The 26,953-nt window shown below is 69.4% G+C and carries 26 protein-coding genes; 7 read left to right on the forward strand and 19 right to left on the reverse strand.

What is annotated here, in order from left to right; all coding sequences use genetic code 11:
• Positions 1-83: 83 nt before the first annotated feature.
• From ligA to OG504_RS17395, 5 genes are all read right to left on the reverse strand, one after another.
• Positions 84-2,276: an NAD-dependent DNA ligase LigA gene (ligA, locus tag OG504_RS17375; RefSeq protein WP_405990640.1), complete on the reverse strand. Its 2,193-nt coding sequence runs from the start codon at positions 2,274-2,276 to the stop codon at positions 84-86.
• Positions 2,277-2,291: 15 nt separating this feature from the next.
• Positions 2,292-3,299, reverse strand: a complete 1,008-nt coding sequence (locus OG504_RS17380) for a methionine synthase (protein WP_405990641.1) — start codon at positions 3,297-3,299, stop codon at positions 2,292-2,294.
• Between the two features lie 65 nt (positions 3,300-3,364).
• A complete protein-coding gene (locus tag OG504_RS17385) occupies positions 3,365-3,766 on the reverse strand; it encodes a hypothetical protein (protein WP_405990642.1) in 402 nt (133 codons plus the stop codon).
• Positions 3,763-4,461, reverse strand: coding sequence for an SDR family oxidoreductase (locus OG504_RS17390; protein WP_405990643.1), 699 nt, complete (start codon positions 4,459-4,461; stop codon positions 3,763-3,765). Before OG504_RS17390 ends, OG504_RS17385 begins: the two co-directional genes overlap by 4 nt.
• Positions 4,462-4,468: 7 nt before the next feature.
• Entirely contained in the window at positions 4,469-5,008 is a 540-nt protein-coding gene (locus tag OG504_RS17395; protein ID WP_405990644.1) for a TIGR00730 family Rossman fold protein, read from the reverse strand.
• Between the two features lie 50 nt (positions 5,009-5,058).
• Here OG504_RS17395 and OG504_RS17400 point away from each other — a divergent pair, with 50 nt between their 5' ends.
• Positions 5,059-5,382 (forward strand): DUF427 domain-containing protein, encoded by a 324-nt coding sequence (locus tag OG504_RS17400; protein ID WP_393759210.1) that lies wholly within the window; start codon positions 5,059-5,061, stop codon positions 5,380-5,382.
• A 57-nt stretch (positions 5,383-5,439) separates the two neighbouring features.
• Positions 5,440-6,219, forward strand: a complete 780-nt coding sequence (locus OG504_RS17405) for an alpha/beta fold hydrolase (protein WP_405990645.1) — start codon at positions 5,440-5,442, stop codon at positions 6,217-6,219.
• Between the two features lie 28 nt (positions 6,220-6,247).
• Here the strand turns inward: OG504_RS17405 and mnmA are convergent, their stop codons facing one another.
• Entirely contained in the window at positions 6,248-7,378 is a 1,131-nt protein-coding gene (mnmA, locus tag OG504_RS17410) for a tRNA 2-thiouridine(34) synthase MnmA (protein WP_033282757.1), read from the reverse strand.
• A 60-nt stretch (positions 7,379-7,438) separates the two neighbouring features.
• On the opposite strand from mnmA, the gene OG504_RS17415 reads away from it, so the two are divergent.
• Together OG504_RS17415 and OG504_RS17420 are read left to right on the forward strand one after the other, a co-directional pair.
• Positions 7,439-8,200, forward strand: coding sequence for an N-acetylmuramoyl-L-alanine amidase (locus tag OG504_RS17415; protein ID WP_405990646.1), 762 nt, complete (start codon positions 7,439-7,441; stop codon positions 8,198-8,200).
• 214 nt (positions 8,201-8,414) lie between these two features.
• Positions 8,415-9,980 (forward strand): multicopper oxidase family protein, encoded by a 1,566-nt coding sequence (locus OG504_RS17420; protein ID WP_405990647.1) that lies wholly within the window; start codon positions 8,415-8,417, stop codon positions 9,978-9,980.
• Positions 9,981-10,002: 22 nt separating this feature from the next.
• Here the strand turns inward: OG504_RS17420 and OG504_RS17425 are convergent, their stop codons facing one another.
• The 3 genes from OG504_RS17425 to OG504_RS17435 form a co-directional block, all read right to left on the reverse strand.
• On the reverse strand, positions 10,003-11,166 hold the full coding sequence (locus tag OG504_RS17425) for a cysteine desulfurase family protein (RefSeq protein WP_405990648.1): 1,164 nt from the start codon (positions 11,164-11,166) through the stop codon (positions 10,003-10,005).
• 73 nt (positions 11,167-11,239) lie between these two features.
• A complete protein-coding gene (locus OG504_RS17430) occupies positions 11,240-11,533 on the reverse strand; it encodes a DUF4190 domain-containing protein (RefSeq protein ID WP_405990649.1) in 294 nt (97 codons plus the stop codon).
• Positions 11,534-11,598: 65 nt separating this feature from the next.
• Entirely contained in the window at positions 11,599-11,766 is a 168-nt protein-coding gene (locus OG504_RS17435) for a hypothetical protein (RefSeq protein ID WP_365306810.1), read from the reverse strand.
• A 150-nt stretch (positions 11,767-11,916) separates the two neighbouring features.
• Between OG504_RS17435 and OG504_RS17440 the strand changes: the two genes are divergently transcribed.
• Complete coding sequence (locus OG504_RS17440; RefSeq protein ID WP_405990650.1) at positions 11,917-12,540, forward strand: TetR family transcriptional regulator; 624 nt, start codon at positions 11,917-11,919, stop codon at positions 12,538-12,540.
• A gap of 79 nt (positions 12,541-12,619) precedes the next feature.
• Here OG504_RS17440 and OG504_RS17445 read toward each other — a convergent pair whose 3' ends face one another.
• Positions 12,620-12,991, reverse strand: a complete 372-nt coding sequence (locus OG504_RS17445) for a hypothetical protein (RefSeq protein ID WP_405990651.1) — start codon at positions 12,989-12,991, stop codon at positions 12,620-12,622.
• A gap of 140 nt (positions 12,992-13,131) precedes the next feature.
• Positions 13,132-14,109, reverse strand: coding sequence for a helix-turn-helix transcriptional regulator (locus OG504_RS17450; RefSeq protein WP_405990652.1), 978 nt, complete (start codon positions 14,107-14,109; stop codon positions 13,132-13,134).
• Positions 14,110-14,187: 78 nt separating this feature from the next.
• On the opposite strand from OG504_RS17450, the gene OG504_RS17455 reads away from it, so the two are divergent.
• Positions 14,188-14,775, forward strand: a complete 588-nt coding sequence (locus OG504_RS17455; RefSeq protein WP_405990653.1) for a TIGR03086 family metal-binding protein — start codon at positions 14,188-14,190, stop codon at positions 14,773-14,775.
• A gap of 1,324 nt (positions 14,776-16,099) precedes the next feature.
• On the opposite strand, the gene OG504_RS17460 is transcribed toward OG504_RS17455, so the two are convergent.
• Positions 16,100-16,972, reverse strand: coding sequence for a thioesterase family protein (locus OG504_RS17460; protein WP_405990654.1), 873 nt, complete (start codon positions 16,970-16,972; stop codon positions 16,100-16,102).
• Between the two features lie 163 nt (positions 16,973-17,135).
• Here OG504_RS17460 and OG504_RS17465 point away from each other — a divergent pair, with 163 nt between their 5' ends.
• Positions 17,136-18,377, forward strand: a complete 1,242-nt coding sequence (locus tag OG504_RS17465; RefSeq protein WP_405990655.1) for an alpha/beta hydrolase — start codon at positions 17,136-17,138, stop codon at positions 18,375-18,377.
• On the opposite strand, the gene OG504_RS17470 is transcribed toward OG504_RS17465, so the two are convergent.
• The 7 genes from OG504_RS17470 to OG504_RS17500 all read right to left on the reverse strand — a co-directional run bounded on the left by OG504_RS17470 (position 18,286) and on the right by OG504_RS17500 (position 26,859).
• Positions 18,286-18,942: a trimeric intracellular cation channel family protein gene (locus OG504_RS17470; protein ID WP_327401158.1), complete on the reverse strand. Its 657-nt coding sequence runs from the start codon at positions 18,940-18,942 to the stop codon at positions 18,286-18,288. The two genes, OG504_RS17465 and OG504_RS17470, sit on opposite strands and share 92 nt — an antisense overlap.
• Positions 18,943-18,988: 46 nt before the next feature.
• Positions 18,989-20,380 carry a M1 family metallopeptidase gene (locus OG504_RS17475; RefSeq protein ID WP_405990656.1) on the reverse strand — a complete coding sequence of 464 codons (1,392 nt, stop codon included), beginning with the start codon at positions 20,378-20,380 and terminating at the stop codon, positions 18,989-18,991.
• Positions 20,381-20,478: 98 nt separating this feature from the next.
• Positions 20,479-21,873 (reverse strand): ABC transporter ATP-binding protein, encoded by a 1,395-nt coding sequence (locus OG504_RS17480; RefSeq protein WP_405990657.1) that lies wholly within the window; start codon positions 21,871-21,873, stop codon positions 20,479-20,481.
• The gene (locus OG504_RS17485; RefSeq protein WP_405990658.1) at positions 21,870-22,976 is read right to left on the reverse strand and encodes an ABC transporter ATP-binding protein; all 1,107 of its coding nucleotides are present in this window, start codon (positions 22,974-22,976) and stop codon (positions 21,870-21,872) included. The genes OG504_RS17480 and OG504_RS17485 overlap by 4 nt, the downstream gene beginning before the upstream one ends.
• On the reverse strand, positions 22,973-23,980 hold the full coding sequence (locus tag OG504_RS17490) for an ABC transporter permease (RefSeq protein WP_033282771.1): 1,008 nt from the start codon (positions 23,978-23,980) through the stop codon (positions 22,973-22,975). The genes OG504_RS17485 and OG504_RS17490 overlap by 4 nt, the downstream gene beginning before the upstream one ends.
• Positions 23,981-24,055: 75 nt before the next feature.
• Entirely contained in the window at positions 24,056-25,807 is a 1,752-nt protein-coding gene (locus OG504_RS17495) for an ABC transporter substrate-binding protein (protein WP_405990659.1), read from the reverse strand.
• 53 nt (positions 25,808-25,860) lie between these two features.
• A complete protein-coding gene (locus OG504_RS17500) occupies positions 25,861-26,859 on the reverse strand; it encodes an ABC transporter permease (protein WP_405990660.1) in 999 nt (332 codons plus the stop codon).
• Between the last annotated feature and the right edge of the window lie 94 nt (positions 26,860-26,953).

Consider the following 26,953-nt stretch of genomic DNA (forward strand, 5'->3'; position numbering starts at 1 on the left):
GTAGACGGTTGCCCGAATGCGACCCGGCCACCCGTATGCATCTGGTATGCGCCGATCGGGTGGCCTTCAACCGCTGCACCTCGCTACTCCTCGACCGGAAGCGCGACTTCGGCGGCCGCCTCGGGCCCCTGTTCCAACAGGACGGTGAAGCCGTCCTCGTTCAGAACAGGCACCTTGACCTGCATCGCCTTGTCGTACTTCGAACCAGGATTGTCACCTACGACGACGAAAGACGTCTTCTTCGAAACAGAACCGGTCACTTTCGCTCCCCGGCTCTGCAGGGCGTCCTTCGCCCCGTCCCGCGTGAAGTGCTCAAGTGTGCCGGTGACGACCACCGTGAGACCTTCGAGCGGGCGCGGGCCCTCGTCCTCGGCGGAACCCTCTTCCTCCATCCGGACCCCGGCGGCCCGCCACTTGCGGAGGATCTCCTGGTGCCAGTCCTCGGCGAACCACTCCTTGAGCGAGGCGGCGATGATCGCGCCGACGCCGTCGGTGTTCGCCAGCTCCTCCTCGGTGGCCTGCTCGATCCGCTCGATCGAACGGAACTCGCGGGCCAGCGCCTCGGCGGCGACCGGGCCGACATGACGGATCGACAGGCCGGTGAGGATGCGGGCGAGCGGGCGGTCCTTGGCCGCGGCGATGGTCTCCAGCATCGCCAGCGCGTTCTTCTTCGGCTCGCCCTGCTGGTTGGCGAAGACCGTGGCGATCTTCTCCTCGCCGGTCTTCGGGTCGCGCTTGGGCAGCCCGCTGTCCTGGTCGAGGACGTACGCCTTGATGGGCAGCAACTGCTCGATGGTGAGCCCGAACAGGTCACCCTCGTCGCGCAGCGGCGGGTCCGCGGGTTCCAGCGGCTTGGTGAGGGCGGCCGCCGAGACGTAGCCGAAGTGGTCGATGTCGAGCGCCTTGCGGCCCGCGAGGTAGAAGAGGCGCTCCCTCAACTGGGCAGGGCAGGTGCGGGCGTTCGGGCAGCGGAGGTCGATGTCGCCCTCCTTCATCGGGCGCAGCGGCGTACCGCACTCGGGGCACTCCGCAGGCATCACGAACTCCCGCTCGCTGCCGTCCCGCAGGTCGGCGACCGGGCCGAGGATCTCCGGGATGACGTCACCGGCCTTGCGCAGCACCACCGTGTCGCCGATGAGGACGCCCTTGGCCTTGACGACCTCCTGGTTGTGCAGCGTCGCGAACTCGACCTCCGAGCCGGCCACCGTCACCGGCTCGACCTGGGCGTACGGCGTGACCCGGCCCGTACGGCCCACGCCCACACGGATGTTGACGAGCTTGGTGTTGACCTCCTCGGGCGCGTACTTCCACGCGATCGCCCAGCGCGGGGCGCGAGAGGTGGAACCGAGCCGTCCCTGGAGGGGGATCTCGTCGAGCTTGACGACGACGCCGTCGATCTCGTGCGCCACGGAGTGGCGGTTCTCGCCGTAGTACCGGATGAACTCCCGTACGCCGTCGAGGTCGTCGACCACCTTGTTGTACGAGGAGGTCGGCAGGCCCCAGGACTTCAGCAGGGCGTACGCCTCGGAGAGGCGGGTGAGGGCGTCGAAGCCCTCCAGGGCGCCGATGCCGTGCACGACCATGTGCAGGGGGCGGGTGGCGGTGACGCGGGGGTCCTTCTGACGCAGTGAACCCGCCGCCGCGTTACGGGGGTTGGCGAAGGGCTTGTCGCCGGCCTCGACCAGGCGGGCGTTGAGCTCCTCGAACTTCTCCATCGGGAAGTAGACCTCGCCGCGGATCTCGACGAGGTCGGGCACGCGGTCGCCGGTCAGCCGGTCCGGGATCTCCGCGATCGTACGGACGTTGGGCGTGATGTCCTCGCCCGTACGGCCGTCGCCGCGGGTCGCCGCGCGCGTGAGGCGGCCGTGCTCATACGTCAGGTTGACGGCGAGGCCGTCGACCTTCAGCTCGCACAGGAAGTGGTAGTCGGAGGTACCGACGTCCTTCTGGACGCGCTCGGCCCAGGCCGCCAGCTCCAGGTCGTCGAACGCGTTGTCCAGGGAGAGCATGCGGGAGCGGTGGACGACGGAGGTGAACTCCGTCTCGTACGCCCCCGCGACCTTCTGGGTCGGCGAATCCGGCGTGCGCAGCTCCGGGTACTCCTCCTCCAGCGCCTCCAGGGAGCGCAGGAGCTTGTCGAAGTCCGCGTCGCTGACGACCGGGGCGTCGTTCACGTAGTACCGGAAGCGGTGCTCCTCGATCTGCTCAGCGAGCTGCGCGTGCTTCTCCCGTGCCTCTGCGGGCACCGTCGTCTCCGCTTGCCTGTCGCCGGCCACCGTGTTGTCCTTCCGTCACTCAGGGTTGTCCGCGAGGGATCTCGCCGCCCGGACGCAGTGGGCGAGGGCATGGCGCGCGTACTCGGGAGAAGCCCCCGCGAGTCCGCACGACGGGGTGATCGTGACCGCCTCCGCGAGAAGTCCCGGTCGCAGCCCCAGCCTGCGCCACAGCGTCCTGACACCCATGACGCTACCGGCAGGGTCCGACAACGCGGTGTCCGTGCCCGGCACGACACCGGCGAAGAGCCGGGTGCCGGCCTCGACCGCCTCGCCGATCACGTCGTCGTCACGCTCGGTGAGGAGCGAGAAGTCGAAGGAGACCCCGGCCGCACCCGCCCGGCGCAGCAGGGCGAACGGCACGTCCGGTGCGCAGGAGTGGACGACGACCGGGCCGTTCGTGTGGACCCCGACGACCTCGCGGAGCGCGCTCTCGACGAGTTGGCGGTCTACGGCGCGGTAGGTGCGGTAGCCGCTGGCGGACCTGACGTGTCCGCGCAGGACGCCGATCAGGGACGGCTCGTCGAGTTGCAGCACGATCTGGGCGCCGGGGACGCGGCGTTGGACGTCGGCGAGGTGGATGCGCAGGCCCTCGGCGAGCGAGCCGGCGAGGTCGCGGCAGGCGCCGGGGTCGGAGAGCACGGCCTCGCCGTTCCTCAACTCCAGACCGGCGGCGAGCGTCCAGGGCCCCACGGCCTGCACCTTGAGCGGCCCCTCGTATCCCTGGGTGAACTCCTCGAACGCGTCGAGGTCCTCCCCCAGCCACGCCCACGCCCGCTTCGTGTCCCGCCCCGGCCGGTCCCCGATCCGCCAGCCGCTGGGCTCCACACGCGCGTACACCTCGACGAGCAGCCCCGCGGTCCGGCCGATCATGTCCGCGCCGGGTCCCCGGGCGGGCAGCTCGGGCAGGAACGGAAAGTCCTCGAAGGCCCCGGTAGCCGTCTTCGCGGCCTCACGGGCGTCGGTGCCGGGCAAGGATCCGATGCCGGTGGCCGCGCCGAAGCTGAACTGGCTGTTGTCGCTCACCCCGAAAGACTAAGCCGCCGACGGTGGGGCGGTTTCCGGGGCGCCGCCGGTACCCGGTGGGCGGTTCAGCGCATCCAGACCCCGAGCCGCTCCAGGAACCTGGCCAGCCGCTCCGGATCCGCCACCTCCAGGTTGTTCCCGAACCGGCCGCGCTCCCAGGAGACGTCCGTCCGGCCGTGCACACTGCCTGCGCCGATGAACTCCCCCTCGGCGTCGAGCAGAGCGATGGTCACGCTGCCGAAGCAGCGGCAGATGTCGTCCACGAACTCGCCGGTCGTGGTCAGAGCGCGCAGCTCCGCGAGTCCCTCGGCGTCGAACACCTCACCGATGAGGCCGCGTTCGGCGAGCGGCCCGCCGTTTTCGCCGCCTTCGAGGACCACCGCGGCCTCCGTGCGCCCCCACACCTCGTCGAGCCAGCCCCGGACCACCGCACCGCTCGCACCGCTTCGCCGCTCGGGCCTCTTCACCTCCCCGGCCGCACCGTCACGTCGTTGACCTCCGCGTCCGCCGGCAGGTCGATCGCCATCAGGATCGTCGTCGCGACCGACTCGGGGTCGATCCACTGGGAGGGGTCGTACTGCTTGCCCTCCTGTTGGTGGACCTTGGCCTGCATGGGGCTGGCGGTGCGGCCGGGGTAGACCGAGGTGACGCGGACGCCGTTGGTGTGTTCCTCGTGGCGCAGGGAGTCCGCCAGGGCCTTCAGTCCGTGCTTGGAGGCGGCGTACGCGGACCAGTCGGCGCTCGCCCGCAGGCCCGCGCCGGAGTTCACGAAGAGGACGTGGCCGCCGGACAGCCGGAGTTGGGGCAGGAAGTGGCGGGTCAGTTCGGCGGGGGCGATCAGGTTGACGTTGAGCTGGTGGCGCCAGGTCTTGGGGGTGAGGTCGCCCACCCGGCCCAGGTCGACCACCCCGGCGATGTGCAGGAGCGTGTCCACGCGGTCGGGCAGGGTCTGGTGCGAGAACGCCCAGCTGAGTTTGTCGGGGTCCGCCAGGTCGCCCACCAGGGTGCTCGCCCCGGGGTACTCCGCCGCCAGTTCCTTCGCGCGGCCCGCGTCGCGCGCGTGGAGCACGAGTTGGTCCCCGCGCGCGTGCAGTCGGCGGGCGACTGCCGCGCCGATGCCGGAACCGGCCCCGGTGATCACATGTGTTGCCATGTCCGCCATGCTCGCATCACTCGATGCCCTGGCTCTCCTCCAGGTAGGCCAGCGCCCCCACCGGCTCGTCCGCGAAGAACACCAGGTCGGTGAGCGGGACGGGCAGGAATCCCTCGTCCTCCATGCGCCGGAACTGGGTCTTCAGGCCGTCGTAGAAGCCCGCGGTGTTGAGCAGCACCACCGGCTTGTCGGTGTGGCCGTGCTTCTTCAGCTCCAGGATCTCCGTCGCCTCGTCCAGCGTCCCGGTGCCGCCCACCATGATCACCACGGCGTCGGACTTCTCCAGGAGCAGCCTCTTGCGTTCGGCGAGGTCGGCCGCGATCACCATCTCGTCGGCGTCCGCCCGCGCGGAAGCCGCCAGGAAGGTCACCGAGACGCCCACCAGCCGTCCGCCGGCCGCCTGTACGCCGTCGGCGACGACCTTCATCAGCCCGGACTCCGAACCGCCCCACACGAGCGTGTGCCCGCCCTTGCCGAGCAGTTCCGCGAACTCGCGCGCGGGGCGCGTGTAGCGCTCGTCCAGGTCGGCGGCGGAGAGAAACACACAGATCTTCATGTCGTCACCGTACGCGGGAAGAACCAGGGGCCCGCGAGTGCTTTTCCGTTATGGCCCAAGGACACACGATCACGATCGAGCAGGGCGACCGGCACGTCCGCGTCGTCCACGGCGACCAGGTGCTGGCGGAGAGCGACCGCCCCCTCGTCCTGAAGGAGACCGGTTCTCCGGTGCGGTACTACCTCCCTCCGGAGGATGTACGCCTCGACCTCCTGACCCCCTCCGAGACCCACACGCACTGCCCCTTCAAGGGTGACGCGTCCTACTGGTCGCTGCCGGACGCGCCCGACCTGGTGTGGGCGTACCCCGACCCCAAGCCCGACGTCGCACAGATCAAGGACCACCTCTGCTTCTACGAAGTAGAAGTGTCGTGACCGATCGAGAAGTGTCGTGACCGATTAGTCGGAGTCCCTTAGGCAGTCTTCACCTCCATGGAGAAGAAGACTGTTTCGCGCGACGGCACCGCCATCGCGTACGAACGCATCGGTGCGGGTCCGCCCGTCGTCCTGGTCGGTGGCGCGATGACGACGGGCGACGGCCTGCTGCCGCTCGCCGCGCAGCTCGCGCACCGGTTCGGGGCCGTCCCGTACGACCGCCGGGGCCGGGGCGCGAGCGGCGACACGGCGCCGTTCGCCGTGGCCCGGGAGGTCGAGGACCTCGCGGCGCTGATCGACGCCGTGGGCGGCAGCGCGGCTCTTTACGGCCACTCGTCCGGCGCCGCCCTCGCCCTGCACGCGGCGGCGAGCGGCCTGCCCGTCACCCAAGTCGCCCTGTACGAGCCACCGTTCGCCCTGGACGCGACCGGCGCCAAGGAGCGCGCCGAGTACACCGGGCGCCTCACGGAACTCCTCGCCGAGGGCCGCCACGGCGACGCCGTCGCACTCTTCATGGCGCTCACCGGCGCACCCCCGGAGATGATCGACGGCGCCCGCCACTCCCCCATGTGGCCCGGCATGGAGGCCATCGCCCCCACCCTCGCCTACGACGACGCGGCCATGGGTGATGGCTTGGTACCGGCGGAGCGGCTGGCGTCCCTGTCCGTCCCGGTGCTCACCGTCGCGGGCGGCGCGAGCGCCGAGTGGATGCGGGAGGCCGCCCGGGCCGTGGCGGACGCGGCGCCGGACGGGACGTACCGCGTCCTGGACGGCCAGACCCACATGGTGGACCCGGCCGTCCTGGCACCGCTGCTCACGGAGTTCTTCTCCAACTAGCCGCGGGCGAGGCCCGACTTCGGCGGGGTCAGGCCATCGCCGTCGCCGCGCGCGTGGTCGTCGCGATCGTCGCCGACCCCACCACGCGCGTGTCGTCGTACAGCACGATCGCCTGCCCGGGGGCCACGCCCCGCACCGGCTCGGTGAACGACACCTCCAGGGTGCCGTCGACGAGTTCGGCGGTGACCTCGGTCTCGCCGCCGTGGGCGCGGAGCTGGGCGGTGTAGGTGCCGGGGCCGGTGGGTGCCGTGCCGCACCAGCGGGGCTTGACGGCCGTGAGGCCGCTGACGTCGAGGGAGGCGGCCGGGCCGACCGTCACCGTGTTGTCGACCGGGGAGATGTCCAGGACGTAGCGCGGCTTGCCGTCGGCGGCCGGGGTGCCGATGCGCAGGCCCTTGCGTTGGCCGATGGTGAAGCCGTACGCGCCCTCGTGCGAGCCGATGACGGAGCCGGACTCGTCGACGATGTCGCCCTCGGCCTTGCCCAGGCGGTTCGCGAGGAAGCCCTGGGTGTCGCCGTCGGCGATGAAGCAGATGTCGTGCGAGTCGGGCTTCTTGGCGACCGCGAGGCCACGGCGCTCGGCCTCGACGCGGATCTCGTCCTTCGTCGTCACGGTGTCTCCGAGCGGGAACAGCGCGTGCGCGAGCTGCCGCTCGTCCAGGACACCGAGGACGTACGACTGGTCCTTCGCCATGTCGGAGGCGCGGTGCAGTTCGCGGGTGCCGTCCTCGTTCACGATCACCTGGGCGTAGTGGCCGGTGCAGACCGCGTCGAAGCCGAGCGCAAGGGCCTTGTCGAGGAGGGCGGCGAACTTGATCTTCTCGTTGCAGCGCAGGCACGGGTTCGGGGTGCGGCCGGCCTCGTACTCGGCGACGAAGTCCTCGACGACGTCCTCGCGGAAGCGGTCGGCGAGGTCCCAGACGTAGAACGGGATGCCGATGACGTCGGCGGCACGGCGGGCGTCCCGTGAGTCCTCGATCGTGCAACAGCCACGCGCGCCCGTGCGGAACGATTGCGGGTTCGCGGAGAGCGCGAGGTGGACGCCTGTCACGTCGTGGCCGGCTTCCGCGGCGCGGGCGGCGGCGACGGCGGAATCGACGCCGCCCGACATGGCGGCGAGTACGCGAAGGGGGCGGGGGCGCTGCGAGGTCTCAGTCATAACCCTTCCAGGGTACGGGTCGTCGGGAACCGGGACCCGCGAGTATCCGTTGACGATCACATGGGGGAGACACAGAGCGATCAGAACCGTCAGGACGCTCAGGGCGATCCGGGCGACCGGACGGCGAAGCCGCCGGGCACCGAGGAGAAGCCGCCGGGCACCGAGGAGAAGCCGCCGGGCGGCACCGGCCGGCGGCCCGGGCGGCGAGCGCTGCTCATCGGCGGGGCCGTGGCCGCCGTAGGGACCGCTGTGGTGGCGCGGGACGAGTTGGCGCGGTTGTGGTGGCGGACGCCGGGGGTGGAGAAGCCGCGGACTCCGGGGGCCGTCGATTTTCCGGGGGCCACGTGGGTGGCGGCGTCCTCGGCGAACTACCGGCGGGCCGACCGGCCGGACGACTACGCGATAGACCGGGTGGTCATCCATGTCACGCAGGGCAGTTACGCGAGCGCGGTGAAGGCCTTCCAGGATCCCGGGCACCAGGCGGCCGCGCACTACATCGTCCGGCAGCGCGGTGACGTCACGCAGATGATCCGCGAGCTGGACGTGGCCTTCCACGCGGGGAACCGGACGTACAACGAACGCAGTGTCGGCATCGAGCACGAGGGCTTCGTGGAGCGGAAGTCGTCGTTCACGGACGTGATGTACACGAACTCCGCGCGGCTCACGGCGGAGATATGCCGGCGCTACGGAATCCCTGTGGACCGGAAGCACGTCATCGGGCACGTGGAGGTGCCGGGGACCGATCACACCGACCCCGGGCGGTACTGGGACTGGGACCGGTACATGACGCTCGTAAGGCGGGCACACCGGACGCGCGTGTGACTCGGGTCACACGGCGGTTTGGCTATGAGTCGTTTCAGTCACGGCGGTGTCCGATGCGTCCCCCGTTCCGGATGTGACCTGGGGTACGCCAACTCAGCTTTCGGCCAAGGGGAGTTGGGGAGCGATTGCGCACGCTTACCTTTCACAGACTGCTCTGCTGACTACTAACTGTCCCCCAGTCTTTACACAGCCCTTAGGTCAAATCTCTGGCCTCATGACACACACCAGCGAGCCCGCGTCCGAACAGAACAGAGACGTCAAGGGCAACCACCGCAAATCCGCGGCCGAGAAGCGCGAGCACGGCAAGGACAGCGCGGCCCGGGGCAAGGGTCTGCACCGGCGCAAGTTCCTCGGCGGCATGGCCGGAACCGGCATCGCGGCGGTGGCGGCGGCCGGCGGGGCCTTCTCCCTGCTGAACGGCGCGGCGAAGAACAAGGCCTCCGCGGCGGACGCCACCCTCACCATCCCCGACCTCCTCGAGGGCACCACCACCGACGGCGTCACCACGTACACGCTGGAGGCCAAGACCGGCACCCACGAGGTGATCTCGGGCGTCACCAGCAGCACGATGGGCTACAACCAGGACTTCCTGGGCCCGACGCTGAAGTGGACGAACGGCGACGTGGTCCTTCTCAACATCACCAACGACATCGGCGAGGACACGACGGTCCACTTCCACGGCGCCCACGTGCCCGCGAAGATGGACGGCGGTCCCCAGGTCGCCTTCGCCGACGGCACGACCTGGTCACCCACGTTCACGGTCAAGGACCCCGCCACCACGCTCTGGTACCACCCGCACGCCCTGGGCACCACCGCCAAGCAGGCCGTGCACGGCCTGGCCGGGATGATCATCGTCGAGGACTCCACGGACGCGTCCACCGCGCTGCCCAGCGACTACGGCGTCGACGACGTCCCGCTCATCTTCCAGTCCCTCGCCGTGGACACCGACGGAGACATCAAGTACGACGCGGCCGGCTACCGGCTGAGCACCACGACCTTCCCCCTCCTGCTCAACGGAACCAACGTGGACTCCACCACGCTCGGTTTCACCGCCACGAAGACCCGGACCCGGTTCCGCGCGCTGAACGCCTCGCCGTCCGACATCATCGTGATCCAGCGCAGCGACGGCGGCACCCTCACCCAGATCAGCACCGACCAGGGCTATCTGACCGAGGCCACCGAGGTGACCACGATCCGCCTGGTGGCCGGTGCCCGTGCCGAGTTCACGATGGACCTCACCGCGGACGCCACCCTCCAGGCCGTGATCACCACCGGCTGGATCCGCGGCGGCAGCGGCACGTACGACGTCCTCGCGGTGACGGCCGGCGGCACCGACACCCCGGCCGACCTGCCCACCACCCTCAACACCATCGACCGGTACGACACGACGGACTTCACCACCCGGACGATCACCCTGGGCCAGAGTGGCGCGACCATGCTGATCAACGGGTCGGCGGGCACCACCATGGCCGCGATGGCGATGATCAGTACGACGGTCGGCGCGAAGGAGATCTGGACGATCCAGAACTCCACCCAGCTGGAACACTCGTTCCACCTGCACGACGTGCCGTACCAGCTGATCTCCATCAACGGCGAGGATCCCACCGGGGTCCAACTCGGCTGGTACGACACCTACGAGATCGTCGGCGGCGGCTCGATCAAGATCGCCATGGAGTTCACCGACTTCTCCGACGACACCTATATGTACATGCTCCACTGCCATCTCCTGCAGCACGAGGACGAGGGCATGATGGCCTCCCTCATGGTGACGGAGAGTTAGACGGGAAGCCGAGGAGCAGCCCTCAGGTCAGCCCGGCGGCGCGCGCACGCTCCACCGCCGGGCCGATCGCCTTCGCGACCGCTTCCACATCGGCCTCCGTGGAGGTGTGGCCGAGGGAGAAGCGCAGGGTGCCGCGGGCCAGGTCCGGATCGGTGCCGGTGGCGAGGAGGACGTGGCTGGGCTGGGCGACGCCCGCCGTGCAGGCCGAGCCGGTGGAGCACTCGATGCCCTGGGCGTCCAGCAGGAGCAGCAGGGAGTCGCCCTCGCAGCCGGGGAACGTGAAGTGGGCGTTGGCCGGGAGGCGGTCCACCGGGTCGCCGCCGAGGATCCCGTCCGGGACCGCCGTACGGACGGCGGAGATCAACTCGTCGCGCAGGGCGCCGATCTCGCGGGCGAACCACTCGTGCTGTTCGGCGGCGAGCCGGCCCGCGACCGCGAAGGAGGCGATCGCGGGGACGTCGAGGGTGCCGGAGCGGACATGGCGTTCCTGGCCGCCGCCGTGCAGGACGGGTACGGGGGTGTACTCGCGGCCGAGCAGCAGGGCGCCGATGCCGTACGGTCCGCCGATCTTGTGGCCGGAGACGGTCGCCGCGGCGAGCCCGGAGGCGGCGAAGTCGACCGGGACCTGGCCGAAGGCCTGTACCGCGTCGGCGTGCAGTGGGATGCCGAACTCCCCTGCCACATCGGCGAGTTCACGCACCGGCATGACCGTGCCGATCTCGTTGTTGGCCCACATCACGGTCGCCAGGGCGACGTCGTCGGGGTTGCGGGCGATCGCCTCGCGCAACACCTCGGGGCGGACCCGGCCGTAGGAGTCGACCGGGAGGTACTCGACGGTGGCGCCCTCGTGCTCGCCCAGCCAGTGGACGGCGTCCAGGACGGCGTGGTGCTCGACGGGGCTGGCCAGGACCCGGGTGCGGGCCGGGTCGGCGTCGCGGCGGGCCCAGTACAGGCCCTTCACCGCGAGGTTGTCGGCCTCGGTGCCGCCGGAGGTGAAGACGACCTCGCTGGGGCGGGCGCCGAGCGCTTCGGCGAGGGTCTCCCGGGCCTCTTCGACCGTACGGCGGGCCTTGCGGCCGGAAGCGTGGAGGGAGGAGGCGTTGCCCGTGATGCTCAGGTGGGCCGTCATCGCCTCGACTGCCTCGGGAAGCATCGGGGTGGTCGCGGCGTGGTCGAGGTATGCCATGGTGACGCCGATTCTACGGGCCCCGCTGCGCACCCCGGAGGGGCGGGCGCCTCGACGGGATCCGGCCGGTCCCCTAGAAGCTCCAGGAGACCGTGCTGTCCAGCTGCATGAAGGCGACGAGGACCAGCAGATCGGCGATGCCGAGTCCGAGGCCGAGGAAGGCACGGCCGCGACGGGCGGTGCCGCGCCACAGCGCCGCGCCGGCCAGGGCGATGGCGATCGGGCCGAGGAACACGTTGAGCACGAGCAGTCCGACGAGGCCGAGGATGAAGGACGCGACGGCCATGCCGTCGGCGTCACGACGGCCGGTGGGCTTGACGTTGGAGTTCACGGTGGTGCTGCTCTTTGCCGGTGCGGTGAGTTGCATGTGGGTTCAGCTCCCGATGATCGGGCGGGTGGTGGGTCGGGCGGTCGACTGGCAGCCGCAGACGGTCAGTTGGCGGTCGTACGGCTGCGGCGGCCGTGCCGCTCACGGAGCGCGAAGATGCCCAGCCAGACGGCGATGACGGTGGCGGCGACGGCGGTGAAGGCGAGCGGCGCGTGGGCCACGGTGCCCACCACGACGCCGAACAGCAGGAGCGCTACGACGAGGAACAGCATGGGATGAATCCCCCTCCGAGCCGATCGGGACGTCCGGGACGGCTCTCGTTACGTTTCGGTGAACGGTTGTAGTAACACTTGTTCACTGAACTTGAGTCTAGCGCGTCCGACGACTTTCCAATTACGGAGAACAGTTGTTAACTGGATGACATGAGTCACACCCTCGGCATCCGGCAGGTACAGAAGCAGAAGACCCGACAGGCGTTGCTGGACGCCGCGTTGGGGCTGCTGGAGGAGCAGAGCCTGAGCAGTCTGGGTCTGCGCGAGGTCACCCGGGCCGTGGGCGTCGCCCCGACCGCCTTCTACCGGCACTTCCGTTCCACGGCCGACCTCGGGGTCGAGCTCGTCGAGGAGGCGTTGGGCAGTCTGCATCCGATGATCCGGCAGACGGTGGCCCCGGCGGACAGCGGCCAACGCATCACGCGGGCCGTCGAGTTGATCGCCCGTCACGTGGACACGTATCCGGCGCACGTCCGCTTCATCGCGCGCGAGCGGCACGGCGGTGTGCAGCCGGTACGGGAGGCCATCCGGGCGCAACTCGCCCGGTTCGCCGAGGAGGTGAAGGCCGAGCTCGCCAAGGACCCCGAGTCACGGGGCTGGCGCGACGACGACCTGCTGATGCTGGCCCACCTCTATGTCGACCAGATGCTCATCACGGCCTCGCTCTTCCTGGAGGCACTGGAGGCGTCGGACGAGGAGCGGGAGCGGGTGGCCCAACTCGCCCAGCAGCAGATGCGGTTGATCAGCGTGGGACGGCGGCACTGGCTCGGCTGATCACCACACACGCGTGACATACGACAGGGGCGGCACGCCCGGTGTACGAGCGTGCCGCCCCTGTTGTGCGGGGCCGCGGTCAGCCCTGCTGCGGGGCCCCGCTCATCCGGCCACCGCCCGGGCCGCCGCCGCATCCGCCGCCGGGGCCGCCGCCCTGGCCGCCCGCTCCGCCGCCCCCGCCGGGGCCACCGGTCGGCATGCCGGAGGCGTTGCCGGTCGGCCGGCCCGTCGGCTTGCCCGAGGCCGCGGCGCCCGTGGGCGCGCCGGAGGGGGCGCCGCTGGGCCGTGCCGTGGCGTTGCCTGTGGGCATGCCGGAGGCGGAACAGGACTGTGTGGAACCGGAGTTGCCGCTGCCGGAGGACGACGACGAGTCGCTCGAGCCGCAGGCCGCCAGGGCCAGGGGCGAGAGCGCCAGCAGGGCCACTGCGGGGAGGAGACGCGCACGCTTCATGAGAAACAGCTCCAAAAACGATGAGGATGTCTTGTGACGGGAACTCAATCAACGCCGCTTAAGGCTTCGTTGTCGGAGCCCTGTCCCCACCCTGTGCGCGAAGTAAAGGGCAGCCCAAGAGACCACTCTGACCTGCGACTTCACTGTCGGACCGCGCCTACTCGCTGGTACAGCTCCGTGACAGAAGCGGCTGCGGCGGCCACCTCCGCGCGTACCTCCGGCGGGGACACGACCTCCAACGCGTCGGCGAACTGGAGCAGTTGACGGGCCTCGCGGACGACGCCGTAGGACAGCCGGACCGTCACCCACTCCTTCTCTCCGTCGTCCTCGGGGAGTTGGGCCAACGAGGAGGCGTTGAGGCGCAGGAACATGTCGAGGCGGGAGCGGCGGACGCGGACGGTGACGTCGAGTCCGCCGGGGCGTTCCTCGACCTGGCGGCGCAACTCCTCCCACGCGTCGGCGAGTTCGACGCCGGGGCGGCGCTTCACCGGGTCGGGGAGGAGGGTGGCCGCGTGCACGCGGTCGGCGCGGAAGAGGCGGGGGCGCGCTCGGCGGTCGGCGACGAGATACCAGACGCCGGCCTTGGAGACGAGGCCGTACGGGTCGACGGTGTAGGTGCTCGGTTCCTTCGCTCCGCTGTGCCGATAACGCAGCCGCAGCCGCCGGTCCGTAAAGACCGCGTCCTGCAACACGTCCAGATCCACGGCGGGTTGGGGCCCGCCCTTCCACCGCGTGGCGTCGACGAGGATGCGCCGCGAGGTCACCTCGGCGGCGGGCCGGTACGGCGCCGGGAGCGCGGCCATCACCTTGCGCAGCGCGGAGCCGAGCGCGGCGTCGAGACCGAGGGCGGCGTGGGCGCCCTGCGCGGCCAGGATGAACAGGGCGCGCGACTCGTCGGCGGTCAGTCCCGTCACGTCCGTACGGAAGCCGGCGAGCAGCTCGATCCCGCCGTGCCGCCCGCGCTCGGCGTACACCGGCACCCCGGAGGCGGACAACGCCTCGACGTCCCGGTAGATGGTCCGCACCGACACCTCCAGCCGGTCGGCGAGTTCATGCGCGGGGACGCGACCCCGGGTCTGCAGGAGCAACAGGATCGAGAGCAGTCGGTCGGCCTTCACGCACCCAGGATCCGCCTCCCGGAAACCCCGCGCAAATGTTGACGGAAACTGTCAGGTTATGGATCCACCATCACTGCCATGAACCCCGACGCGAACGACCCCCGCCCCCTGTACACCCGAGCCACCGAGCAGGCCGCAGCGCTGATCAGGACGGTACGACCGGACCAGCTCTCCTCCCCCACCCCCTGCGCGGAGTTCGACGTACGCACCCTTCTGAGCCACCTCACCGGCGGCACCCACCGCATCGCGACGATCGGCGAGGGCGGCGACGGCATGGCCGTACACCCCTTCGTCCACGGCATCGACGACAAGGGCTGGCCGACGGCGTACGACGAGGCCCGCGCCCGGGTCCGCGCCGCCTGGGCGGACGACGCCCGCCTGGACGCCCTGGTCCAGGTCCCCTGGGGCGAGGCCCCGGGCCGCATCGCCCTCTCCGGCTACGTCATGGAGAACGTCACCCACACCTGGGACCTCTCGGAGTCCCTGGGCCACCCCATCCAACTCGACCCGGAACTGGCCGAGTTCGCGCTCACGATCGCCCGCAGGGTCCTGCCGGACGAGGAACGGGACGCCGACACCCCCTTCGACACGGCACAACGGGTGTCCGAAGACACCGACGCCTACCGGAAGTTGGCGGCATGGCTCGGCCGCAGTCCGCTCGCCTGAATGGGGCGCAGGCCGAGCAGTCGGCCGAGGCTCACCGCCGACCCCACGACGGAAACCCGAATCACCCGCACACCGCCACCAACGCAACCCACACCCAGGACCCGATAAGCACCCTCACCCGGACAGGGCCGACGCCCGAAAAAGCCGCGCCCCAGCGGTAGTTGGCAGCATGGCTCGGCCGCAGTCCGCTCGCCTGAATGGGACGCAGGCCGAGCAGTCGGCCGAGGCTCACCGCCGACCCCACGACGGAAACCCGAATCACCCGCACACCGCCACCAACGCAGCCCACACCCAGGACCCGATAAGCACCCTCACCCGGACAGGGCCGACGCCCGAAAAAGCCGCGCCCCAGCGGTAGTTGGCAGCATGGCTCGGCCGCAGTCCGCTCGCCTGAATGGGACGCAGGCCGAGCAGTCGGCCGAGGCTCACCGCCGACCCCACGACGGAAACCCGAATCACCCGCACACCGCCACCAACGCAGCCCACACCCAGGACCCGATAAGCACCCTCACCCGGACAGAGCCGACGCCCGAAAAAGCCGCGTCCTGGCGGTAGTTGGCGGCCTGGCTCGGGCGAAGGCCGCTCACCTGAAAGGGGCGCAGGCCAAGCAGCCGACCGGGGCGCGCCGCCGACCCCACGACGGAAACCCGGATCGCCTCCACACCCCCACCAGCACGGCCCACCCGGAACCCTGATGAGCACCCTCACCTCGACACGGCCGACGCCCGAAGAAGCCGCGCCTCAGTGGCAGTTGGCGGCTTGGCTGGGGCGAAGGCCGCTCGGCTGAGTCCGGCGCGGGCCAGGTGTCCGGCCGCGTCGCAGCATCGTCCAGTGGTGGCAGCCGTAGAACGAATTCGGCGTCACGGAGAGCGCGGTCCGCGCCTGCGATCCCGCCGAGCGCCCTGCGCCTCGACACAACCGACACCCGAAGAAGCCGCCGCCCAGCGGGAGTTGGCGGCCTGGCGCCCGGGCCGAAGCCTGCTGGTCGAAACCGGCGCGGGCCGCGCGGCGGAGACCCGGATCCAACGCACACCACGAAGAGCACGGCCCACACCCGGGGCCTCGATGAGCAGCCTCACCTGGGCGCGGCCGACACCCGAAGAGGCCGCCCCCTAGCGGAAGTCAACGGTCCGGCCAGGGACCAATGCCAGGCAGGCGAGGCCTGCGCGGGTCAGACATCAGGCCTTGTTCGCCTTCGCCCGGCCGACGACAGCAGCAGCAGCAGCCCGAATACGGACCCCGAACCGACCTGGTTCGCGCTCGCCGCGCCCTCGAAGTCGCCCGGACCTGCTCGGAGTTGGCGATCCGCCGAGCCGAACACCTCTCAGCTCAGCCTCGCCCGTGCCAACTGTCGTGACTGCGCCACCAGTCGGTCCTCGGTGTCCCAGACCTCCGCGTCCTCCTCCAGGAATCCCCCGGCCAGGTTGCGGGTGGTGATGGAGACGCGGAGGGGGCCCGGGGCCGGGCGGGCTCGGACGTGGACCGTGAGTTCTACCGTGGGGACCCAGCCCTTGAGGCCGATCTCGAAGGCGGTCGGGGGGAGGGCGTCCACCGCGAGGAGCAGGGACAACGGGTCAGCGTCGCGGCCGTCCGCCAGGCCGAACCAGGAGCGCATCTCGCCCTTGCCCGAGGGGGCGCCGAGGGCCCAGCCGAGGGTGGACGGGTCGAGCTTGAGCATCAGGCGGTCGGCGATGGCCGAGCTGCCGGAGACGGGGGCGGGGCCGTCCTCCGGGCCGAAGCACTGGTTCATCGGCGGAAATGCCGGCGGGCGTGCCGTCGTGCGGACGTCGTCCGGGAGGGTGTCCAGGTCGCCATAGGAGGCCAGGACCCGGATGCGCTCGATCTCCCCGCCCTCTTCGTCGTACTGGAAGAGGGACGCCTGGCCCGTGGAGAGCGTGCGACCGGTGCGGACCGTGTCCGTGCGGATGACCGCCGGCCCAGGCTGGGACGCCGTCAGGTAGTGCGCGGAGATCGTGAACGGGTCGCTGTGCGGGAGCGCGTCCGCGAGGGCTCGGCCCAGGACGGCGAGGAGATAGCCGCCGTTGACCGCGCTGATGATCGTCCAGCCGGCCGAGAGGTCGATGTCGTAGACGCCCGGGGCGCGACGGGTGACCGCCGTGTCGCGGTCGAACTCGCTGTCGCCGATCGTGGCCCGTGCGGCCAGCGTGGGCGCCGGGGCGGATGCTGCTTCTCGCATGGATGAACCGTACAACATGACATTACTAAGCGGTAGCTTTGTTGTTGCGGGCATATGAAAACACCGGCAGGTTGTCCGCCGACCGGGTGAGGAACCGGCAATTTCTTGGTAAGTGTCCGAACTCGTCCGTGACGCGCGGCCCGTGATCCCCCTCTTTGGGGACATGAGCCTCACCGGGACTCCGTTCCTCTACACCGCCGTCGTGCTGACGATCGTCGCCCTCATACTGCCGCTCGTGCTGTGGTCGCGGATGCGCGGCCCCAAGGCCGTACGCGTGGCGGCGCGGGCCCTGATGCTGCTGTTCGCCCAGGCGACGGCCGTCACCCTGGTCTTCGTCATGGTCAACAACCAGAACAACCTCTACGACAACTGGGCCGACCTCCTCGGCACCGGCAACCACGTCCAGCAGGCCGCGAATCTCGGCAAGAACGGCACCGGGAACATCTCGCTGAAACGGTTGCCCAAGGTCAAGCAGGACTTCTCTCCCGCCGAGGGCCCGGGCATGCGCGCGGCCGGCGGGGTCGAGGTCACCCAGCTCAAGGGCCAGGTGTCCGGCGTCAACGCCGAGGTGTACGTGTGGCTGCCTCCGCAGTACAAGGAGCCCGCCTACCGCCATCACAAGTTCCCGGTGGTCGAGTTGCTGCCGGGCTATCCCGGTTCGGCGAGGGCCTGGTTCGGGTCGCTGCACGCCAACGAGCAACTGATGCCGCTGATGAAGAGCGGGCGGGTCGCGCCGTTCATCCTGGTCGCCCCGCGCACCAACCTGCTGGCCGGCGTCGACACGGGCTGCGCCAACATCACCGGCACGGTCAACGCCGACACCTGGCTGAGCGTCGACGTACCGAAGATGGTCATGGACAACTTCCGCGCCGAGCCCGCCCCTTCGGGCTGGGCGGTGGCCGGCTACTCGGCCGGCGCGCACTGCGCGGTCAAGCTCGCCGTCGCCCACCCGGACCGCTACCGCGCGGCCGTGGGCATGTCCGGCTACAACGACCCGATCGGCGAGCGCAATTCACTCGCCGCGGCCAGCCCGGCCCTACGCGCCGCGAACAACCCGTACCTGCTGCTGAAGGCGAAGAAGACCCCGCCGCCGATCGCGCTGTACATCTCCGGCGAGTCCGGCGACGGCTACGAGGCGGGCACCGCCCTGGCCTCGGTCGCGGAGGCGCCGACGACCGTGCACGTGGTGTTCCTGCCGCGCAGCGACGGCGGCCACACGATGGCGCTGTGGCGGCCGCAGGTGAAGGCGGTGTTCCGCTGGCTGACCCTGGAGATGGGCAAGAACCACCCGCACGCGAAGACCGGATCGACCACTACTCCTCACGGACGGTCGACCTCCGGTTCCACGCACGCGGAGCTCGCCAGTGGAACCGCATCGCGAGCAGGCGCAACACGAAAGCGGTGACGACCGCGAGCCCGCTGGTGAACGGGCCCAGCACGTCGTACCGGATGCACACGGCGACCATGGTGGCGCCGACGATGGCGGGGACCGCGTACAGGTCGCGGTCCCAACGGAGCAGGGAGGGAGTCTCGTTGGCCAGCACGTCCCGCAGCACACCGCCGCCGACGGCGGACCCGAGACCGAGCGCCACCGAGGCGGTCAGGCCGAGCCCGTAGTCGTAGGCCTTCACGGTGCCGGTGACACAGAACAGGCCGAGGCCCGCCGCGTCGAAGACGTTGACGCCGACCTGGATGCGCTCCACGTGCGGATGGAGGAAGAACACGAGGAGCGCGGCGAAGAGCGGGGTGCTGAAGTAGCCCAGGTCCGTGAAGGCGGCCGGGGGTACCGCCCCGATGATGAGGTCCCGGAAGACCCCTCCGCCCAGCGCGGTGACCTCGGCGAGCACGGCGATGCCGAACACGTCGAAGTTCTTGCGGACGGCCAGCAGCGCGCCGGAGATGGCGAACACGAAGATGCCGACGAGGTCGAGCGTGTGCTGGACGGAGGGGTTGAACAGTTGCTGAAGCACCCCACATTCTTACCTACAGAAGGGTGCCTCCCTTTCAAAGCAAGGGTTACAGGGTCGGTTTCCCTGGCGTGAACAGCCAGGTCTGGAACAGGTCGTCGAGCTGTTGTCCGCTGATCTCCTCGGCGAGCTTGATGAAGCCGGCCGTGTCGCCGTTGCCGTAGCGGTGGAGTTTCGTCCAGGCGGGGAGCAGCTTGAAGAACGCGGTGTCGCCGATGCGTTCGCGGAGCATCTGGAGGGTCATCGCGCCGCGCTGGTAGACGGCCGAGGCGAACATGGTGTCGCGCTGCGGGTCCGCTACGACGGTCTGCCAGAAGGCGTTGTCGGCGGGGCGGGAGTTGTAGCCGGCCAGGAACGAGTCGTGCGCGGTGCGGGTGCCCTGGTGCTCGGCCCACAGCCACTGGGCGTAGGTCGCGAAGCCCTCGTTGAGCCAGATGTCCTTCCAGTGCGCGACCGACACGGAGTCGCCGAACCACTGGTGGGCCAGCTCGTGCACGATCGTCGTCTCGTTGCGCACGGCCGAGTAGGCGGGCTTGCTCTGCACCTCCAGCGAGAACCCGGCCTCCGGCATGTCGTCGACGATCGCGCCGGTCTCCTCGAAGGGGTACGGCCCGAAGAGCTGCGACCAGTAGTCGGTGGCGGCGGCGGTCACGGCGTACACGTCGACGCTGTTGCTGTTGGCGAGGACGGGGTCGATGGCGACGTAGATCGGGATGCCGCCGGGCGTCTTGCCCGTCTTGACGTCGAACTTCCCGATGGTGGCGGTGGCGAGATAGGTCGCCATCGGCTTGCTCTCGCGCCAGTGGGTGTACGTCGAGGCGCCCTTGCTGTACGTCGAGACGAGGCGGCCGTTGGAGACTCCGGTAAGGCCCTTGGGGGCCTTGATGCGGATGTCGTAGGTGGCCTTGTCGGAGGGGTGGTCGCTGGACGGGAACCAGGTGGAGGCGGCGTTGGGTTCGCAGGCGACGAAGACGCCGTCGGGGGTCTTCATCCAGCCGTAGTCGGAGCCGAACACGATGGGTCCGTTGAGGGGTTCGGGCACTCCGCCGTAGGTGACGGTGACCGTGAAGTCCCTGCCCTTGCGGAGCGAGTCCCTCGGGGTGATGCGCAGTTCGTCGCCGGAGCGGGTGAACTGGGCCCGTCTTCCGTTCACTTGGACCTTGGCGACCTCCAGCTTCTGGAGGTCCAGGTCGAAGGAGGAGAGGTTCTGGGTGGCGCGGGCGGTGAGTGTCGTACGGCCGTCGAGGCGGTCGGTGTCGGGGTTGTAGGCGACGTCGAGGGCGTAGTGCCGGGCGTCGAAACCGCCGTTGCCGAGCTGCGGGAAGTAGGGGTCACCGATGCCGTCGGCGCCGGGGGTGGGGGCGGGCGCGGCGGCGATGACAAGAAAAGAGGCCGCCGCTGTCGCGAGGGCCCCCAGACGTGCCGAACGGGAGAGTGCCATGAGTCGTCCCTTTCGGGTGCGTTTCCGATCAGACGGACGCGCTCGACTCTGCACTCTCCCGTTTCGACATGAACATGACTTTACCAAGTCGTCATGTGCTACTTGGCAGTTGACTCCTGATCGCCGGATTCCGCTTCGGGGGAAGCGGCGGCCGGGGTTTCGGGGGTCTCCTCGGAGGTGGCCGGAGCTTCGGCGGCGGGCGCCTCCGCAACGGCTTCCTCCGCGTCAGCCACGGATTCGGCGGCAGCCGGCTCCGCGACGACAGGCACTGTCGGCTCCGCCGGCTTCTCGGTCGCGGCGGGCGCAGCCACGTCCGCCGCCTCGGTCACAGCCGCGACCTCGGCTTCCGGTTCGGGCTCCGCCGGCTTCTCCAGGACCGCGGCGCCCACCAGCTCCACCGCTTCCTTCGCGGCGCTCAGCAGGACGGTGTCCTGCGGGGCCTGGTCCGCGAAGTTCTCCGGGTGGTGGCAGGCGACCTGCTGACCGGGCCGGAGCTCGATCAGCTGGGGCTCCGCCGTCCGGCAGATCTCCGTGGCCTTCCAGCAGCGCGTGTGGAAACGGCAGCCGCTGGGCGGGGAGATCGGCGAGGGGACGTCGCCCTTGAGCAGGATGCGCTCGCTCTTGGCGCCCCGGCGCTTGGGGTCCGGCACCGGCACGGCCGACATCAGGGCCTTGGTGTACGGGTGCATCGGCGACTCGTACAGCTTGCTGCTGTCGGCGAGTTCGACGATCTTGCCGAGGTACATCACCGCGACGCGGTCCGAGACATGGCGGACGACGGAGAGGTCGTGCGCGATGATCACGTACGTCAGGCCGAGCTCCGTCTGGAGGTCGTCCATGAGGTTGACGACCTGCGCCTGGATCGACACGTCGAGCGCCGAGACCGGCTCGTCCGCCACCACGAGCTTGGGCTTGAGGGCGAGCGCGCGGGCGATGCCGATGCGCTGGCGCTGGCCGCCGGAGAACTCGTGCGGGTAGCGGTTGAAGTGCTCGGGGCTCAGACCCACCAGCTCCAGCAGACGCTGGACCTCCTTGCGCACCCCGCCCTCGGGCTCCACGCCCTGGAGCCGGAACGGCGCCGAGACGATCGAGCCGATGGTGTGCCGGGGGTTCAGGGAGCCGTACGGGTCCTGGAAGATCATCTGGATGTCCCGGCGCAGCGGACGCATGCCCGCCGCGTTCAGGGTCGTGATGTCCTGGCCCTCGAAGTGGATCGAGCCGCCCGTCGGGTCCTGGAGCCGGGTGATGACCCGCCCCATGGTCGACTTGCCGCAGCCCGACTCGCCGACGACGCCCAGGGTCTCGCCCTTGCGCACCTCGAAGTCGATGCCGTCGACGGCCTTCACCGCGGCGACCTGACGCTGCAGGATCCCCTTCTTGATGGGGAAGTGCTTCTTCAGGCCCTCGACCTTGAGCAGCACCTCACGGTCCCCCGAGGAGGCCGCCTGCTCCGGTACGACCGCGGTGGCGGTCTGTTTGTTCGTATCGCTCACAGCTTCGGCGCAATCTCTTCGGTCCAGATCCGCGTACGGTCCTCAGCCGGGAGGTGACAGGCGGACCAGTGCCCGCCGGGAACCAGCTCCAGCTCGGGGCGCACGGTTCGCGTGACGTCGCCCTTGGGGATGTCCGCGTACGGGCAGCGCGGGTGGAAGGCGCAGCCCGAGGGGACGTTGATGAGGCTCGGCGGCTGGCCCTTGACCGGGATGAGCCGCTCCGAGGTCTCCCGGTCGATGCGCGGCATCGAGCCCAACAGGCCCCAGGTGTACGGGTGTTGCGGCTTCTCGAAGATCTCGTCGACGGGACCGCGCTCCACGCACCGGCCGCCGTACATGACCAGGACGTCGTCGGCGATCTCGGCGACGACACCGAGGTCGTGCGTGATCAGGACGACCGCGGAGCCGAACTCCTTCTGCAGATCCCGGATGAGGTCGAGGATCTGCGCCTGGACGGTGACGTCCAGGGCGGTCGTCGGCTCGTCCGCGATGAGCAGTTCGGGGTTGTTGACCAGGGCCATCGCGATCATCGCGCGCTGGCGCATACCGCCGGAGAACTCGTGCGGGTAGCCGTCGACGCGCTTGGCCGGCTCGGGGATACCGACCCGGTCGAGCATCTCGATCGCACGGGTGCGGGCGACCTTCTTGCTGACGTCGTTGTGCACCCGGTACGCCTCGACGATCTGGTCGCCGATCTTGTAGTACGGGTGCATCGCGGACAGCGGGTCCTGGAAGATCATGGACATCTGCTGACCGCGGAGCTTGCGCACGTCGTCCGGCGAGGCGTTGACCAGCTCCTGGCCGTCGAGCCAGATCTCGCCGGTCATCCGCACGTTCTTGCCGCGCGGGCCGAGCCGGTGCAGGCCCATGATCGCCAGCGAGGTGACGGACTTGCCGGAGCCCGACTCGCCCACGATGGAGAGGGTCTTGCCCTTCTCCAGCGAGAAGCTGAGCCCGTCGACGGACTTGACCACGCCGTCGTCGGTCGGGAAGTGCACCTTGAGGTCGCGGACTTCGAGGAACGAACTCGGGGCGGCCGAAGGCGAGTTGACGGGCTCGCCCACTGCGGCGCCAGTCGCAGACAGGGGATCAAGGTCGGTCACGAGAGCCTCACCCGCGGGTCGGCGGCGGCGTACAACAGGTCCACCAGGAGATTTGCGATCACTACGAAGAACGCTGCGAGCAGGGTCACGCCGAGGATCGGGGGCAGGTCGTTGCTCTCGATCGACTGCACCGCGTACTGGCCGATGCCGTGCAGGGAGAACACCGACTCGGTGATCAGCGCACCGCCGAGCAGCAGACCGAGGTCCATGCCGAAGACGGTGATGATCGGCGTCAGGGCGGCCCGCAGACCGTGCTTGACGACGACGTTGCGTTCCCGCAGGCCCTTGGCGCGGGCCGTGCGGATGAAGTCCTCGTTCATCGTCTCCAGCATGCCCGAGCGGGTGAGCCGCGCGTAGATGGCGGAGTAGAGGAGCGCGAGCGAACACCACGCCGGGAACAGCGTGTTGGCCCACTGCGCGGGGTTCTCGGTGAACGGGACGTAGGTGCGGCCGAAGATCGGCCACTGGTACGTGAAGAGCAGGATGGCCAGGTTGCCCGTGAAGAACATGGGCAGCGAGACACCCGCGAGCGCCACGCCCATGAAGGCGCGGTCGAAGAACGACCGCGGCTTGAGCGCGGAGATCACACCGACCGTGACACCGGACAGCAGCCAGAGCACGGCGGCGCCGGAGGCCAGCGAGATGGTGACCGGAAGGCGGGAGGTGAGCTGCGGCCAGACCTCGACGTGGTCCTTGAAGGAGTAGCCGAAGCAGGGCGCGTCGCAGTGCACCGTGGTGGGGCCGAGGTTGTAGGTGGCGCCCGCCACGATCCCCTTGATGAAGTGCCAGTACTGCAGGTAAAGGGGCTGGTCCAGACCGAGGTTGTGCTTGACCGCGGCGATGTCCGCCGCGGACGGGCTCTTCCCGATGTACTGCTGAGCCAGCTGGTCCGCGGTCTGGCCGGCGAGCCGTGGCAGCAGGAAGAAGATGCCGAAGGTGACCGCGGAGACGACCAGCAGCAGGATCACCGCTGCGACCGTCCGACGGAGAATGTACGAGATCACGGGGATCGGCGCTGGTGCCCGCGGGCCGCAAAGCCCGCGGGCACCAATGCCTTCACCTGCCTTCCGGGGCTACGACTACTTCGTGGTGCCGATGTTGAGGTAGTCGTACTGGCCGCTGAAGGCCGCCGTCGACACCAGGTTGCTGTAGTTCGCCGGACGGGCCAGCAGGACCTTGAAGTAGGTCAGCGGAACGAGGGCCGCGTCGCTCATGGTCTGCTTGTCGATCTGGGCGTACATGCTGTTGCGGGTGGCCACGTCCTCGGTGCCGATGGCCTTGGCGAGGAGGTTGTTGACCGTCTTGTTGTCGTACTGCGACAGGTTGGTGTTACCCGACGCGCCGATCGCCTCACCGTTCAGGATCTGCTGCTCGAAGCCGTAGCCGGAGGGCCAGTCGGCACCCCACTGCATCATGATCAGGCCGATGTTCTGCTGCTCGGTGAACTTCGGGACACCCGCGTAGTCGGTGAAGTACTTGCCCGACGGGTACTGCTTCAGGCTGGCGTTGATGCCGACGGCCTTCAGCGAGTTGATGATCGCGGTGGCCGCGGAGATCTCCTGCGGACGGTCGCTGCGGGCCGACAGGTTCGTCGAGATCGACGTCTTGCCACAGGCCTGCAGCTGCGCCTTGGCCTTGGCGACGTCACCCTTGTTGCCGGTGGTGGCGTACTGGTCGGCCTTCTCGTAGCCGGTGATGTCCGGCGGCAGGACGGTGCTGGCGATCTCACCGCGGATCGGGCCGCCCTCGGCGGTCTGCACGGAGACCTTGTCGATGGCGTACTCGACGGCCTTGCGGCAGGCCACGTTGTCGAACGGCTTCACCTTGGTGTTGATCGCCATGTAGACGAGACGGCCACCGAAGGTGTTGTCCGTGCCGGCCTTCTTGTCGGCGGAGGTCAGCAGCTGCGCCTGGGTCGCGGCCTGGACACCCGTACCGCCCATGTCGATCGCGTCGCCCGCGAGGACGTCCTTGTCGATCGTGTCGGCGTTGACCTTCAGGTTCACGACGATCTTGTCCGGGTACTGCTTGCGCAGCGGGTCCGTCGCCGCGTTCCAGTTCTTGTTGCGCACGAGGACGGCCTGCTTGCCGTCCTGGTAGCTCTGGAACTGGTACGAGCCGGAGGACACGATGTTCTTGACGTAGTCGACGCCCTTGTCCTTCGCCTGGGGCACCGGAGCCGTCTGCGGCGCCGCGACCAGGTAGTCGAACTCCTGGAAGGCCGTGTTCAGGTGGAAGACGATGGTGGTGTCGTCGGGCGTCGCGATGGACTTGAGGCCCTCGGCGCTCTTGTCCTTGTACGGGCCCTTGTAGTCCTTGCCGCCGACCAGGAACTGCTGGAAGTAGTTCGGGCCGAGGGAGAGCACGTCACGCGCGAAGTTCGAACGCTCCACGGCGTACTTGACGTCCTTGGACGTGATCGCCGTGCCGTCCTGGTACTTCAGGCCCGAACGCAGCTTGTACGTCCAGGTCTTGCCGCCGTCGCTGGAGACACCCTTGCTCGCGGCGAGGTCCGGGACCAGGGTGTTCCCCTTGGAACCGGGGCCGGGCTCGAACGTCATCAGCGGACGGGCGTACAGCCGGCTGAAGTTGTACATGTACGCGTAGTACGTGTTGCCCGGGTCGAACGAGTCCGGAACGTCGGACAGTTCGTAGGTGACCGTCCCGCCCTTGTGCGTAGAGGCGTTGACGACGTCCTTGGTCGCTGCGTTGGCCCCAGCCGCCTTCGTCCCACCGTTGTCACTCTTACTGTCATCGGCCTTGCTGCAACCTGCCATGAGCAGTGTCGCGGAGCCGATGGCCGCAACTGCGGCCAGCGCTGACCTTCGCATGATGGTCTGCTTCCTCCATTGTCGGAAACTTGATGGACTCTCGGGTGCGGGCCCTAGCGGCTGCGGGGGTCGAGAGCGTCACGGAGACCGTCGCCCAGCAGGTTGAACGCCAGGACGGTCACAAAGATGGCGAGGCCGGGAACGATCATGTACGCGGGGTCGACCTCGTAATAGGTGACCGCGTCCCGCAACATGCCGCCCCAGGATGCCTGCGGGGGCTGGATACCGACCCCGAGGAAGCTGAGGGACGCCTCGAAGAGGATGTTCGTCGGGATGAGCAGCGTCGAGTAGACGATGATCGGGCCGACCAGGTTGGGCAGCAGCTCCCGGAAGAGGATGTACGGCGCCTTGGCGCCCATGCCCCGGGAGGCGTCCACGAACTCCCGCTCGCGCAGGGCGAGGGTCTGGCCGCGGACGATCCGGCCCAGGTAGGGCCAGTTGAAGAAGCCGATGACGAAGATCAGCACGCTCAGGTGCAGCGGCAGGCCGTTGAGACCGAAGGCACCGCCCTGCAGGGTCGCCGAGATAGCGATGGCGAAGAGCAGCAGGGGGAAGGCGAGGAAGGTGTCCATCAGCCGGCTGATGATCGAGTCGACCCGGCCGCCGTAGTACCCCGCGACGACGCCGAGGATGGTGCCGATCACGTTCGACAGGATCGTGGCGCCGAAGGCGACCACCAGCGACACCCAGGAGCCTTCGAGGATGCGGGTGGCGACGTCCCGGCCGAACTGCGGGTCCACGCCGAGCGGGTGGTCCCAGCTCATCCCGCCCCAACCGCCCTTCGGCAGCGAGGTGTTGGCGTCGATCAGGTTCTGGTGGAAGGCGTCGGGATCCAGCCCGAACATCGACTGGATCGGACGGGAGAGTGCCGCGACCAGGATCAGCAGGACGACGATGACGCCGCCGGCGACGGCGACTCTGTCCTTCTTGAACCGGGTCCAGGCGATCTGTCCAAGGGAACGGCCCTCGATCTGCCCCTTCTCGGCGCCGGCGAGCACAGCCTCCGGCTGCGCCCCGGCTTCCGCCCCCGTGGTCTCGATCGGTGCGGTCACTGTGACCCGACCCCTCTCGCCGGTGGTTACCGGCTTACGCCTGCCGCGGATTAGCGGCTTTGTCGACTTGCAGTGGACATGGGTCCCTGGACCC

Origin of the sequence: Streptomyces sp. NBC_00986, assembly GCF_045162565.1 — a bacterium.
In the GTDB taxonomy this organism is placed as follows: domain Bacteria; phylum Actinomycetota; class Actinomycetes; order Streptomycetales; family Streptomycetaceae; genus Streptomyces.

Excerpts from the sequence above, each read along its gene's own strand:
- OG504_RS17405 (WP_405990645.1), top strand. The coding sequence starts at position 5,440 with ATGGAGAAGAAGACTGTTTCGCGCGACGGCACCGCCATCGCGTACGAA.
- OG504_RS17415 (WP_405990646.1), top strand. The coding sequence starts at position 7,439 with ATGGGGGAGACACAGAGCGATCAGAACCGTCAGGACGCTCAGGGCGAT.
- OG504_RS17475 (WP_405990656.1), bottom strand. The coding sequence starts at position 20,380 with ATGGCACTCTCCCGTTCGGCACGTCTGGGGGCCCTCGCGACAGCGGCG.
- OG504_RS17460 (WP_405990654.1), bottom strand. The coding sequence starts at position 16,972 with ATGCGAGAAGCAGCATCCGCCCCGGCGCCCACGCTGGCCGCACGGGCC.
- OG504_RS17425 (WP_405990648.1), bottom strand. The coding sequence starts at position 11,166 with ATGGCATACCTCGACCACGCCGCGACCACCCCGATGCTTCCCGAGGCA.
- OG504_RS17440 (WP_405990650.1), top strand. The coding sequence starts at position 11,917 with ATGAGTCACACCCTCGGCATCCGGCAGGTACAGAAGCAGAAGACCCGA.
- OG504_RS17390 (WP_405990643.1), bottom strand. The coding sequence starts at position 4,461 with ATGGCGGACATGGCAACACATGTGATCACCGGGGCCGGTTCCGGCATC.
- mnmA (WP_033282757.1), bottom strand. The coding sequence starts at position 7,378 with ATGACTGAGACCTCGCAGCGCCCCCGCCCCCTTCGCGTACTCGCCGCC.
- OG504_RS17455 (WP_405990653.1), top strand. The coding sequence starts at position 14,188 with ATGAACCCCGACGCGAACGACCCCCGCCCCCTGTACACCCGAGCCACC.
- OG504_RS17430 (WP_405990649.1), bottom strand. The coding sequence starts at position 11,533 with ATGCAACTCACCGCACCGGCAAAGAGCAGCACCACCGTGAACTCCAAC.
- OG504_RS17465 (WP_405990655.1), top strand. The coding sequence starts at position 17,136 with ATGAGCCTCACCGGGACTCCGTTCCTCTACACCGCCGTCGTGCTGACG.
- OG504_RS17395 (WP_405990644.1), bottom strand. The coding sequence starts at position 5,008 with ATGAAGATCTGTGTGTTTCTCTCCGCCGCCGACCTGGACGAGCGCTAC.
- OG504_RS17495 (WP_405990659.1), bottom strand. The coding sequence starts at position 25,807 with ATGCGAAGGTCAGCGCTGGCCGCAGTTGCGGCCATCGGCTCCGCGACA.
- OG504_RS17435 (WP_365306810.1), bottom strand. The coding sequence starts at position 11,766 with ATGCTGTTCCTCGTCGTAGCGCTCCTGCTGTTCGGCGTCGTGGTGGGC.
- OG504_RS17445 (WP_405990651.1), bottom strand. The coding sequence starts at position 12,991 with ATGAAGCGTGCGCGTCTCCTCCCCGCAGTGGCCCTGCTGGCGCTCTCG.
- OG504_RS17400 (WP_393759210.1), top strand. The coding sequence starts at position 5,059 with ATGGCCCAAGGACACACGATCACGATCGAGCAGGGCGACCGGCACGTC.
- OG504_RS17420 (WP_405990647.1), top strand. The coding sequence starts at position 8,415 with ATGACACACACCAGCGAGCCCGCGTCCGAACAGAACAGAGACGTCAAG.